Source organism: Candidatus Limimorpha sp., assembly GCF_056203535.1.
Genome location: NZ_JBADWU010000009.1, coordinates 21,731 through 33,778, shown reverse-complemented (window position 1 = coordinate 33,778; position 12,048 = coordinate 21,731). Strand labels below are relative to the sequence as shown.

General features: G+C 44.1%; 10 protein-coding genes. 1 reads left to right on the top strand and 9 read right to left on the bottom strand.

Translation table 11 applies throughout. From position 1 onward, the window contains the following. Positions 1-6: 6 nt before the first annotated feature. The 7 genes from AC06MN_RS00980 to AC06MN_RS00950 all read right to left on the bottom strand — a co-directional run bounded on the left by AC06MN_RS00980 (position 7) and on the right by AC06MN_RS00950 (position 7,876). On the bottom strand, positions 7-1,359 hold the full coding sequence (locus tag AC06MN_RS00980; protein ID WP_475670491.1) for a sodium-dependent transporter: 1,353 nt from the start codon (positions 1,357-1,359) through the stop codon (positions 7-9). Between the two features lie 76 nt (positions 1,360-1,435). Beyond that, entirely contained in the window at positions 1,436-2,092 is a 657-nt protein-coding gene (gene upp, locus AC06MN_RS00975; RefSeq protein ID WP_475670508.1) for a uracil phosphoribosyltransferase, read from the bottom strand. Between the two features lie 71 nt (positions 2,093-2,163). Further along, positions 2,164-3,102, bottom strand: a complete 939-nt coding sequence (locus tag AC06MN_RS00970; protein ID WP_475670490.1) for a hypothetical protein — start codon at positions 3,100-3,102, stop codon at positions 2,164-2,166. Position 3,103: 1 nt separating this feature from the next. Next, a complete protein-coding gene (locus tag AC06MN_RS00965) occupies positions 3,104-4,414 on the bottom strand; it encodes a polysaccharide deacetylase family protein (RefSeq protein ID WP_475670489.1) in 1,311 nt (436 codons plus the stop codon). A gap of 7 nt (positions 4,415-4,421) precedes the next feature. Further along, the gene (locus AC06MN_RS00960) at positions 4,422-6,209 is read right to left on the bottom strand and encodes an RNA-binding domain-containing protein (protein WP_475670488.1); all 1,788 of its coding nucleotides are present in this window, start codon (positions 6,207-6,209) and stop codon (positions 4,422-4,424) included. 57 nt (positions 6,210-6,266) lie between these two features. Continuing rightward, positions 6,267-7,172, bottom strand: coding sequence for a metallophosphoesterase family protein (locus AC06MN_RS00955; protein WP_475670487.1), 906 nt, complete (start codon positions 7,170-7,172; stop codon positions 6,267-6,269). A gap of 5 nt (positions 7,173-7,177) precedes the next feature. Further along, entirely contained in the window at positions 7,178-7,876 is a 699-nt protein-coding gene (locus tag AC06MN_RS00950; RefSeq protein WP_475670486.1) for a hypothetical protein, read from the bottom strand. A 152-nt stretch (positions 7,877-8,028) separates the two neighbouring features. On the opposite strand from AC06MN_RS00950, the gene AC06MN_RS00945 reads away from it, so the two are divergent. Continuing rightward, entirely contained in the window at positions 8,029-9,519 is a 1,491-nt protein-coding gene (locus AC06MN_RS00945; protein ID WP_475670485.1) for an alpha-L-fucosidase, read from the top strand. Between the two features lie 18 nt (positions 9,520-9,537). On the opposite strand, the gene AC06MN_RS00940 is transcribed toward AC06MN_RS00945, so the two are convergent. Together AC06MN_RS00940 and AC06MN_RS00935 are read right to left on the bottom strand one after the other, a co-directional pair. Then, the gene (locus AC06MN_RS00940) at positions 9,538-11,751 is read right to left on the bottom strand and encodes a RelA/SpoT family protein (protein WP_475670484.1); all 2,214 of its coding nucleotides are present in this window, start codon (positions 11,749-11,751) and stop codon (positions 9,538-9,540) included. Between the two features lie 17 nt (positions 11,752-11,768). Then, positions 11,769-12,041, bottom strand: coding sequence for an ATP-dependent Clp protease adaptor ClpS (locus AC06MN_RS00935; RefSeq protein WP_475670483.1), 273 nt, complete (start codon positions 12,039-12,041; stop codon positions 11,769-11,771). Positions 12,042-12,048: the final 7 nt, after the last annotated feature.

The following is a 12,048-nucleotide window of genomic DNA, read 5'->3' as shown; positions in this document are numbered from 1 at the left end:
ACAGCATTATTTGAACAGCCCCAAACCACTGACGAAAATCAAGGCAATGGCCAAAGGAGCCACAAACTTGATAATGAACAGGATAACCGGCTTAATGCGCATTTTCAGTTTACCTTCGTTGGTGATTTCATCATAGAATTTCTTTTTGCCCAGATACCAGCCCACAAAAATCACAATCAAGAAGCCGCCAATCGGAAGTAAAATGTTGGAAGACAGGAAATCAAGGCCATCGAAAAACGTTTTTCCGCCAACCGAAAACGGCGTATTGTCCATCAGGCTCAAAGAGGCGAAAACGCCCAGGCTCATGGTTGCCACGCAAGCAAAGACCGTAGCCCATTTGCGCTGAATATGCACTTCTTCAACCAGATAGGCCACCATCACTTCAAGCAGAGAAATCGTCGAAGTCAAAGCCGCAACAGCCAGCAAGACAAAGAAAATCAGGCAGAAAAGATAACCTCCAGCCATTTGGTTGAAAATCAGAGGCAAAGTATTGAACACCAGTCCCATACCAGCCTCGGGCTGAATGCCAAACGAGAAGGCTGCCGGAAATATGACGATACCCGCCAAAATTGCAACCAAAGTATCAGATAACGTCACCGACAAGGCCGTAGTAGTCAGATTATCATTCTTTTGAATATACGAGCCGTAAGTTATTAAAGCACCCATGCCCACACTCAGCGAGAAAAACACCTGACCGAGCGCACTGATGAGCACTTCACCATTGATTTTTGAAAAATCGGGATGGAAAAGGAAGGAAAGGCCATCTTTTGCACCAGGCAAGGTAACGGAACGAATGGCCAAAACTATCAACATCAGTAACAGCATGGGCATCAGTATCTTGGAATATTTTTCAATGCCTTTCTTAATGCCTTTGAAAACGACAAAACCTGTCAAAAAGATGAAAATCCCTTGCCACATCACGTTTTTCCAACCCATGTTGTGAAAATCGGAAAACTCTTGTTCCAAAATGGTCAAATCCTTTCCTTGGAAGCCGTTTATCAATGACTTGTAGATATATTCCAAAGTCCAGCCTGAAATCGTCGAATAGAATGACAAAATGATGAAACCGCAGGCAACTCCCATGTAACCTACTATAGGCCAAGCCGTTTTGGGTGCCAGTTTCTTGAACGAACCGACTGCATCGGATTGCGAGCGGCGCCCGATGACCAATTCGGAAAGCATCACCGGAACGCCCAGAACCAGCACGATGATAAGGTAAACCAATAGGAAAGCGGCGCCGCCATTATCGCCCAATTCGCAAGGAAAGCGGTAAATGTTTCCCAAACCTACTGCCGATCCAGCCGCAGCAGCAATAATACCGAATTTTGATCCAAAACCGTCGCGTTTTATTTTTACCATGTGTGGGGTAATTTAAGGATTTAAGATTTAAAATTTAAAGATTTAAGATATAAAGATTTGGAGAGGAACTGTCACATTACATTTTTTCGCCAAAAGCCAAATCGCCGGCATCGCCAAGTCCAGGAACAATGTAAGCATGAGCCGTAAGTTCCTCATCCACAGCACCAACCCAAAGCGTCACTGGCATACGCGAAAGCATACGTTTCACATATTCCAGTCCTTCGGAACTGGCAATGGCCACCACAATGTGTATGTGTTTCGGCTGCATTTCATCGTTCAGCAAACCGCGTAATGTCTTCACTAACGATTCGCCCGTTGCCAGCATCGGGTCGCAAAGAATCAAAGTGCGGCCATCAATGTCAGGCGTGGAATAATATTCCACCTTGATTTCAAAATCCTCGTTCTTGTCGTATTTGCGATAGGCGGCAATGAAAGCGTTGTCGGCACGGTCGAACACGCTCAGAATACCATTGTGAAATGGTAGTCCGGCACGCAGAATCGTGGCAATGACGGGTTGCTCTTTCAGCACACGCATTTCCTTGATGCCTAATTGTGTCGGCACGTCAATCTGTTTATATTCAAGCGTTTTGCTGATTTCGTAAGCCATGATTTCGCCCAAACGTTCCAAATTGCGGCGGAAACGCATACGGTCTTTCTGAATTTCAGCATCACGGATTTCGGACAAAAACTGGTTGAAAACGCTGTCTTGCAGGCCTAAGTTGTTTACTTTCATCATGATTTGAGTTTTTAGGCTCCAAAAATAATAAATAAAGGTAAACAAAAGGCAGATTTGGTGCCAAATGCCTAAATTTTCTTCCAAATGTGCAGCAAGGAACGTCCAAAAAACGACATTCTGTTGACAGAATAGCCCGAATATGCGAAATTTTCGCCACCGAAACCTTCGTAAAAACGTGCCAGATTTGCATTATCGGAACCTTCAAAATCGAGGACGTTCTGTGCATTGCAAAACTCGCGAATTACGCTGTCCAAAAGGAAAGTCATGGCTTGCAGCGACTTGCCTTTTTCGCCACAGCCCGAAAACAGAAAAGTGATGCGTCCTTTATTTTTCATGAACAATGCACCGCACACAATCTCATCGGACTCATCGGAATCGGGAGTTGCGACGCCATAAGTGAAAGCGCGATTCCGTTGCAAAGCCACAGCCGAAAGACATTGCAGACGCGCATATTCGGCATCGCCCCAAGTGCTTACACTTGCTCCACGATTGGCACGGAACAAATCGATAATATCCTTAATATCAATATTTTTCACCAAACGGAGATGATTGTTTTCGGCCTTGGCCAGATTGCGTTTCGTGTTGGTGTGATAATGGTTTCGCAGGAACTCGTATGGCGCATCAAGGAACAGCAGGATATTGGTGTGATTTTCCACGCCATTTGTCGCAGGCGGCAAAGCATTCAAGGCATTGAGTCTGATTTCAACAAAACGGAATTTTGCGGGAATAGCTTCAATGAATTCATTGTCTTTCAGATTCATACATTCAGGCGAAAAAATGCCCAGCTGTTGTGCAAAAAAAGGCTGAAACAGATAATTGACACCGAATTTCCGGCCCCCTGTGAGCGGCATGACGGCAGTGTAATCGTCTTTCACCAATGCTTCCCAATCGGGATGAATGACATCCAAATACCATGAGTAGGCATACACCAGACTATTTTCCGAGTCGTGGATGCAAGCGTCCCATTTTTCCCTGTCGATTTCGTTATGGCGCAAATACCTGATCATTTCATTTCAAGCAATACTGAATCAGTTTTTCATACATTTCGGGCCAGCCGACCCAACGCTTTTCACCACCAAGCGTTTCATTATGAGTAAGATAGATGAATATCCCATTGACTGCCTTCACCTCGTCCACCAAACGGCAAGCCAACTCAAACGAATCGTCAAGATTCAGGTTCAGGTAGTCGCGCATGGTGCCGTCCATCAAAGCGAAAGGATGCACCACAAGCGGTGTGACGACATCATTTTCCAAATCGAAAAACGGAAAAGCATCGGCAATGCCAGCACGGAAACCTGCCTGCGATGCGAAACCCATTGTGTAATCGTCCTTAACATCCAACTCGATGAGTTTCTGATAACTGCGTGGCAAATTCATTCTCAGGAAATGCTGACGGCCCTTGGTGACATCGCGGTTCAGCACCGATGAAAGACGTTCCAATTCCACACGCAGTTTCTCCGAATCGAGATAGGATGCAAACGATGGATGAATGCCCACATCGGCATAATCGCCAATGCGTTTGATCAAGGCCTGAAAAGCATCGTTGCGGATGGAAATGCTCTTGTCGTTAGTGTCGTAATCGCCACATAATATGAAGAAAATGGGGTGCAAACTGTATTTTTTCTGCAAATCGAAAAGCAAGTCGAATGAATCGAAAGGATCACGCCGATGACTGAAAAGCACCTGATGACGCTCCTTTATCAAATCAAAATCGTGAGCGGTCAAATTCTTCAGAAAAGATGCCGAAGTGCGCAAAAAGCCCTTGTGCTTATAGGCCCACGCCGCATCAACATCGTATGTCGGAAGAAAACTGAATTTACGTTTTTTTAGCTGTAATTCAGGATATTGTGATTGCAGTCTTTCGCCTAATTTCATCGTCCAGATGTTCACCAAAGGCTTTTGCAACATGCCATTCTCGAACATCCAGGTCGATTCAGCCTTGAAACGGCCAAACTTATCGCTCACATGAGGCAGATATTCCTCATAACGCGAGACCAAATAAAACGAAGCCGCAAAAAAATCGAAAGGCAGCAGATTATCCTTGCCGTAAACGGGGAACAGCGCTTTAGTGCCCTCAAAATCTATGGTTTTGAGGTCCTGTTCCACAATATTGCGTTCAAAAAGCAGATTCACAGCCTTTTGCAGAGGCTCCTGTCCTACCCTTTCACAACCGTAATTCAGTTTCGGACCTTCAACCGATGCGAACCTTTCCGGATTGGTATACAATTCAAAATCAATGCCTAACAAATCGCCAAGCATCAAGTCGAAAATATATCGCAACCTATCGGTCTGCTTCGGGACTAAAACGGAGAGTTTCATAAGACAATCATTTTTTCTTCAAGACAATCCACTTGCCATAACGGTCAGAACCTTCACGCTTAATGAAACCATTCTTTTGCAAAAACGACAAGTTACGCTCAACAGTACTCAACGACACCGACAACATTTCCGTCAAGTCTTTTGCCGAAAAAACACCATTGCGAGATAAGATTTCAAGCAAATTCGACTGTGTTTTATTAAGTTTGATTTTTATCTCTACACCGTCATTTTTTATTTCTACACCCTCATTTTCGGATTTTATTCCGACATTTTCTATTTCCACACCGTCATTTTTCATTCCTACACCCTCATTTTCGGATTTTATTCCGACATTTTCTATTTCTACGCCGTCATTTTCCAGTTCTACACCATCATTTTCAGATTTTATTCCGACATTTTCTATTTCTACATCGTCATTTTTCAATTCTACACCCTCATTTTCGGATTTTATTCCGACATTTTCTATTTCTACACCGTCATTTTTCAATTCTACACCCTCATTTTCGGATTTCATTCCGACATTTTCTATTTCTACACCCTCATTTTTTAATTCAACACCGTCATTTTCCAGTTCTACGCCGTCATTTTCGGATTTTATTCCGACATTTTCTATTTCTACGCCCTCATTTTTTAATTCTACACCGTCATTTTCCGATTCCATCCTAGAAAAAATAATGGAAAACATACCCTTAGTATTAAATACAGGATCAGGAAGACCCATATCATTCATCAAACGACACATACGCGGAATGCCCGAACCCACCTGCTCGACCAAATGCATACGCGTAAACATATCAAAAACAAACGGGTTGCGCGACAAACTGCGATGGCCAAAATCATCAGCGACCTCCGACAACAAACCACCCGGATTGGAAATCACCACCCTATCATCGTAAACGGAAATCACAACAACAGCACCAGCCTCATAATAATCACGATGGCTGAGCGCATTCACCAAAGCCTCACGCAAAGCATCCTCAGGCAATTCAAGAATCTCCTTATGTGGCCCCGCATCATCGACGACAATTCTCAATTCAAGTTTGTCAATCAGCCAGTTAAGCGACTGAACATACTGCTGATAAATCGGGCCGAAATACCGCTTGTCATCCAAAATCATCACATTTTCCTTGCCCTTGAAACGCACACAATGCACCCACGACTGCGGGAAACGGTGTTCAGGATGCTCTGCAAAAAACATGACAGCACCAGCCTTGGGACAGCCTGAACGAGTGTCGAAAACATTCAGATTGCGCAAAACCTGCAACGGCTCAACATCATCGGAAATACGCGCCTTGCGACAAAAAACGCAGAAATTCTCCTTATCTAATTCCGCCATCAAATCGAAATTGGAAACAGGCGCACTGTCGAAATGCAAACTATTACATTCGCGGAAAAAATTCATCATTTCATCGCGGCTTCTCAATTTCCGGCAAGTCGCCCCCTGACGCACAAAAACGCTACCCGAATAAATGTAAGGCAAATTGTTGCCCCTCGGCACTTCAACCACCCAGACCTCAATTCCTCCGACAGCCAAAGGATAAAACTCAAACGGCAACTGAGGCGTGATTTCGCCCAAAGAATCAATGACAGCCGAGCGTTTTGCGTTATCAATTGACGCGCCAACAATCTGATTATCATCATCAACACCAATAAAGACAAAACCGCCCTCTGCATTGGCCAAGCCACACACCTCCTCCGCCAGTTCGCGCACCTTTGACGGCAAACTGACCTTAAACTCAACCTGTGAGTCTTCACCTTTTCCTACCAATTGCAAAAACTGCTCAACACTCAGCATTTTTCCAAAACGTTTTCATGCAGGCAAAAATACAATTTTTTGCAAACAAAAAACAAATTACAGATTCTTATACTCGAAACTCAGTTTTTCACCGCAATTCACAATCAAGTAACTCGGATCGTCATCTTCTTCATTCAAATTGTCAGTCATAACGTAGGTAACGCCATTGAACTGACGCTGCTCGCAAGCATGGAAATGTCCCATGACAACCAGAGAAACATTGTTATCACTCATCAAATCCATGAAATCATATTGCTCATCTTCAGGAAGATTGGCCGCCGGTGTCGTTGTGTAATTGTAACTCGTGCGGAACAGCCAATTGTGACTTACGACAATGCAATTGCGATATTCGTTGCGATGCGAGAGTTTTTCCTTGAGCCAATCCAACTGACGCTTGCCATGGGTGCCATTGCCGGAATCCAAAAAAATGAACAAATCCTGATGACCGCCTACGGTTTTCACTGTCACCGAATAAGTTGAAGTGTGAAAATGCTGCTTGTAGAACTTTGCACAATCGAAATAAACATCATGATTGCCGATAATCGCAAAGCAAGGATCGTTTTTTAACTGTTTCTCAGCATTATAACGAATCGCATTTTCAATCATCTTGTAAGGGGTTTCACCGCTTTCATTTGCCAAATCACCAGCAATAATGGAGAAAATTGCAGTGCTGTCATTGCGTTCCGCCGTGACATATTTGAACACACGGTCGTTTTCACCTTGAGGTGTAATATCATCTCTATCAGAATAATGCGCATCAGAGCAAGAATAAATGCAATAATTGTCGGGAACATTTTCAAAGACCGGTTCGCCATTTTGTTCATCATAATCTAACCAATCGTTCACGCGATCTTCCACATCGCTGCGGTTGATAATCATTCCGGCAATATCCAGGCGGTTGCAACTTGCTGAAAAAAACATGAATGTTGCAGCGGCAAAAATGTATAAGTTTCTCTTTTTCATAGTATTCATTTTTTAGGTTTCCAAATTAATCCGACATTTACAAAGCCACCGTTTCGCTGCGCCGAAAGATTAAGAACGCCAGCAGGATGCAAGCCTGCCTCAGCAGTAAGGCGCAAACCATTTTCAAAATCGTAATAGCCATTCAGACTATAAAAAAACAAGGTGACGCGCTCCATGACAAAATCGCGGTAATTTGAAATACGCGCACCGACATTCCAAGGATTCGACTGCTCAAACAAATTGCCCTCAATGCAAAACGCGACATTCATAGGCTCGAAAATCGTGCCCATGCCGCCGTCTTGACGGAGCGGAATTTCAGCCATGTAATGATTGAACAATCCCAACTGGAAATTGAAATGGCGGTTGCGCCATCCCAAATCCAACAAGGCATTGAATTCCTGAGTCTTATACTTTGGAAACAAACGGTATAGGTATCGGTTTTCCAAATAGAGAGTGCCACTTTGCGCTTTCAGCAAATCGACTTGCCAAAGCAAATTCAAGGAATAACGGCTTGCGGTTGTAGCTTGCAAACCGACACCCATCTGGAAGTTGTCGGCAAACCGATAATTGCACTTCAAAGCCAAAGACGCACTGTTACCAATCGTACGGTCGTGGTCAAATTCGCCATAGGTCTGAAATGACCATTGCGCTTGTGCGTAACAAATTGAAAGTAATAAACTTATGGTAAAAATAAACCTTTTCATAAAATGTTGTTTGTGTGAATAATTATTTCCGTGCAAAAATAGTAAAATAACCTACTAATCAAAGTAATTCAAAAAATGTTGCATTGAAAAATCAAACAAAAAACAGAAAAATGATGTTTTTGGCTTATTTTTGCATGAAAAATCATTATAAAATGAGAAACATAAATCTGATAATTTTAGCTTTGATTTTGCTTGCATCATGCACCAACACATCAAACGGGCCAACTGAAACCATTGAAAACGATACGGTTACGCAAAACGAGCTTGTCGAATGGCGCAATTCTCACTTTGGAATGTTCGTGCATTTCGGCATTTATTCCGAATTGGGCGGCGTTTGGCAAGGCAAACAGATACCTTATTATGCCGAACAAATCATGAACCATGCAAGGATTCCGATTGTTGATTATGAGGAAGTTGCACATCAATTTAATCCGACTGAATGGAATGCCGACACGATTGTGAAACTGGCGAAAGATGCCGGCATGAAATACATCGTGTTCACGACGAAACATCACGACGGATTCTGCATGTTCAAAACGCAAACCACTGATTACAACATAGTTGACTTTACGCCATTTGGCAGAGATGTCTTGGCGGAATTGGCCGAAGCCTGCAAAAAGTATGACATGAAACTCGGCTTATATTACTCACTCCCCGACTGGCATTTTCCAAAAGGCATCGCCCGAATGGAACCCGACACCACGACCGACTGCACCGAATTTGTCAATCAGGTTTACTCACCATTGGAAATCATCACGCCCGAACTGGAAGATTATATCGTGAGCCAACTCACTGAATTACTGACAAATTACGGCGAAATTGAAACCATTTGGTTCGATATGGGATTACCGACAGCCGAACAAAGCCAACGTTTCCGCGAAACGGTGAAAACACTTCAGCCTCAATGCCTTATCAGCGGACGTATCATGAACAATTACGGCGATTACCTCACCTTGCCCGACAATGGCGATGTGGTCGGTTACACTGATGTCTTTTGGGACAATCCGGCATCGCTTTACGCTTCATGGGGCTACAAATCGTGGATAACGCGCCCAGACATTAATCAACAAATTGAAAGACAATTGGATAGATTATTCAGCACAGTCAGTCATGGCGGCGTTTTCCTACTCAACATCGGTCCGAAAGGCGATGGCAGTGTCTTGGATTATGAAAAATCGGTTTTGCGAGGCATTGGCACTTACCTCGCCGCCCATCCCGACACGTTAGATAAGATTACGGTCAAGCAACCCGAAGCGGAAATCATTTCAGAAAATGACAACTGTTTCATTCTCAACGATGAAAACGGCCTCACTCACGCTGCTTTCGATGCCACGACCTACATGACAACCCAAGCCGATTCATGGAAATCGTGGAAAATTGCGGTTTCGGAAACGGCTGATTATGATGTCTTTATCGAATACTTACCCGAAAACGATGCAAAAAAATACGTTTTCCGTTGTGATAATCAGGAATTTACAAGGATTCTTCCTGGTGTCGACAGAATGTATCAGACGGCTTACATCGGAAAAATGAAACTTGGAAAAGGCGAGCACGATTTCATTTTGGAACAAGCCGAAAAAAACAATCCGCTTGAGCCAATCGGATTGAAACTCAAACGGATTGTTTTGAGACAGGTTGATTAGTCCAGTTGTTCAATTTCACTATTCATCAATTCTTGTCACTTCCAGAATGCCATCGATGCTTTCCAAACGATTCATTAATTGTTCAAGTGATTCGACATCAGGAATTTGAACGACGATTTTCCCATCAAAATAACCTTCCTTGTCGGAATTCAGAGCGATGTTCTTCATGTTCACTTCCAAATCTTCGGAAATGACTTTCGTGATTTTGCCCAGCAAGCCCATCACATCATGACCGTAAATACGAATCGTGGCCTGTGAAATGCCACTCTCAACGCCATTCCATTTCACATTAATGATGCGGTAGCCGTAGCGCTGCTGCAAGCTCTTGGCATTCGGGCAGTTGATGCGGTGCAAGGTGAGGTTGCCATCGTTTGTGACAAAGCCAAAGACCTTGTCGCCAGGAATCGGGTTGCAGCATTTGGCCAGCTTATAATTCACATTATCAATGTCTTTTCCAATCGAAAGACACTCTTCCGAATGTTGCAGCTCTTCCTTTTTTGTCACCGATTCAACCGTCACCTTGTCTTGATGCGCTTCCTTCTCGGCCAATTTGGTTTCCAACAGTTTCTTGACATCCGCCAAGTCAATCTGTTCGGTCGAAATCTGATGATAAAGCTGCAAGGCATTTTCCAATTTGTATTCCTTCACCAACAGACTGATGACATCCTCGTTGACAGGAATTTTCCAATTCTTCAGGCGGCGGTTCAGCATACCTTTTCCCTGTTCCGACTCCTTCAGCTGTTCCTCCATCAGGAAACGGCGGATCCTGTTTTTGGCTTTCTCCGTGACCACGCAGTTCAGCCAGTCGGCACGCGGTGACTGTTTCTTGCTCGTGATGATTTCCACCTTGTCGCCATTGCCCAGCACATAACGGATGGGCACCACGCGGCCATTCACCTTGGCACCATTGCAGGTCTCGCCCACTTGCGTATGGATTTCGTAGGCAAAATCCAAAACGGTTGAGCCAACCGGCAACTGTTTCAAATCACCTTCCGGCGTGAAAATGAATATCTTATCGGCCTTTGCAATGCGCTTGTAGGAATTTTCGAACGACACCAAACCCGGATTTTCAAGCACCTCACGCACATTCATCAGCCATTCTTCGGATATGTTTCGTTCACCTTTATATAAATAGTGCGCCGCCTGACCCGTTTCGGCAATCTCATCCATGCGCGTGGAACGGATCTGCACCTCGACCCACTGCTTGTCGTTGTATTTCACCGTCGTATGCAGCGATTCGTAGCCCGATGCCTTCGGCTTGGTAATCCAGTCGCGCAAACGGTCGGGATTAGGTTCGTAAAGGTTAGAAATCACCGAATAAACAATCCAGCAACACTCTATTTCGTCCTTTTCGGCACAATTTATGATGACACGCGCCGCCAGCAAATCGTAGACTTCCTCAAACGGCACATTCTGCGCAATCATCTTGGCATAAATTGAAGCAATCGACTTCAAGCGCCATTTTATCGTATAGCTGAACTTGCATTTTCCCGTCCTTTTCGCGCGGTCCATCTCCACATCCAACCCTCGCGTGATAGGCGCAAGAAAATCGTCCATGGTCTGCTGATAAGTCCCTTCCGTTTCCTGAATCTTACGTTCAATCTCGGCATACATCTCAGGATTTTCGTACTGCATCAGCATCTGTTCCAGTTCGGCCTTAATCTTGTATAAGCCAAGTCGGTGAACGATAGGGATATAGATGTATTTTATTTCGTGGAAATACTTGTCCAGACGGTCGGCATCGACATCGTTCTGGTTGCGCACATCGTACACGCGGTGCACCACTTTCAGCAGCACGACGCGCATGTCTTCAATCAGCGAAAGGAACAAGGTGCGGAAATTATCGGAATTGTAGGCGACTTTTTCCGTCTTCAAAGCCGAAATCTTGCCGTATCCTTCAACGATTATGGCAACCGTCTTGCCGAATTGCGCCTCAATTTCATCAATGCCAACGCCTTCCTTAAAATTTATATCATGCAGAAAAGCCCCGACGACAGAAATATAGCCCAAGCCAACTTCAACGACCGCAATGCGCGCCATTTCAATCAGATGGAAGACCGATGCCTTACCCGACAACAGATATTTTCCATCATATTTTTCAAGACAATAACGGTAAGCCTTCTCAATCAGGGCGAGATGCTCCGGAACATTCACAAAAGGATGAATGTCAACCAGCATTTTATCGTAGGCTTGCTGAATGCCACTTAATTCCTCAACTGAATAATTCGCCATAACTAACAAATTCTAAATCACTGAATACTAACATAAAGATGATGGTCGCACATGGCATCGTAATAAGGTTTCAACTCATCGAAGCTGCCGTGTTTGATGGCGCATTTGCCTTTGTAATGCGTAATCCAGGCGCAAGTTTCGGCCTGTTCAAAAGTATGTCCGCAAACTTTCATCAAAGTGTCGATGACATATTCGAAAGTGTTGTAATCGTCGTTATGCAGGAGCAGACTTTTCTCATTATCAATCTGTTCGTCTTCCAAAGTCAGCACCGATTCTTCTTCCTTGACCATAATTATC

What these genes read in the sequence shown, in the direction of transcription:
- AC06MN_RS00980 (WP_475670491.1), bottom strand. Translation starts at nt 1,359, where the DNA reads ATGGTAAAAATAAAACGCGACGGTTTTGGATCAAAATTCGGTATTATT.
- upp (WP_475670508.1), bottom strand. Translation starts at nt 2,092, where the DNA reads ATGAAAGTAAACAACTTAGGCCTGCAAGACAGCGTTTTCAACCAGTTT.
- AC06MN_RS00970 (WP_475670490.1), bottom strand. Translation starts at nt 3,102, where the DNA reads ATGATCAGGTATTTGCGCCATAACGAAATCGACAGGGAAAAATGGGAC.
- AC06MN_RS00965 (WP_475670489.1), bottom strand. Translation starts at nt 4,414, where the DNA reads ATGAAACTCTCCGTTTTAGTCCCGAAGCAGACCGATAGGTTGCGATAT.
- AC06MN_RS00960 (WP_475670488.1), bottom strand. Translation starts at nt 6,209, where the DNA reads ATGCTGAGTGTTGAGCAGTTTTTGCAATTGGTAGGAAAAGGTGAAGAC.
- AC06MN_RS00955 (WP_475670487.1), bottom strand. Translation starts at nt 7,172, where the DNA reads ATGAAAAAGAGAAACTTATACATTTTTGCCGCTGCAACATTCATGTTT.
- AC06MN_RS00950 (WP_475670486.1), bottom strand. Translation starts at nt 7,876, where the DNA reads ATGAAAAGGTTTATTTTTACCATAAGTTTATTACTTTCAATTTGTTAC.
- AC06MN_RS00945 (WP_475670485.1), top strand. Translation starts at nt 8,029, where the DNA reads ATGAGAAACATAAATCTGATAATTTTAGCTTTGATTTTGCTTGCATCA.
- AC06MN_RS00940 (WP_475670484.1), bottom strand. Translation starts at nt 11,751, where the DNA reads ATGGCGAATTATTCAGTTGAGGAATTAAGTGGCATTCAGCAAGCCTAC.
- AC06MN_RS00935 (WP_475670483.1), bottom strand. Translation starts at nt 12,041, where the DNA reads ATGGTCAAGGAAGAAGAATCGGTGCTGACTTTGGAAGACGAACAGATT.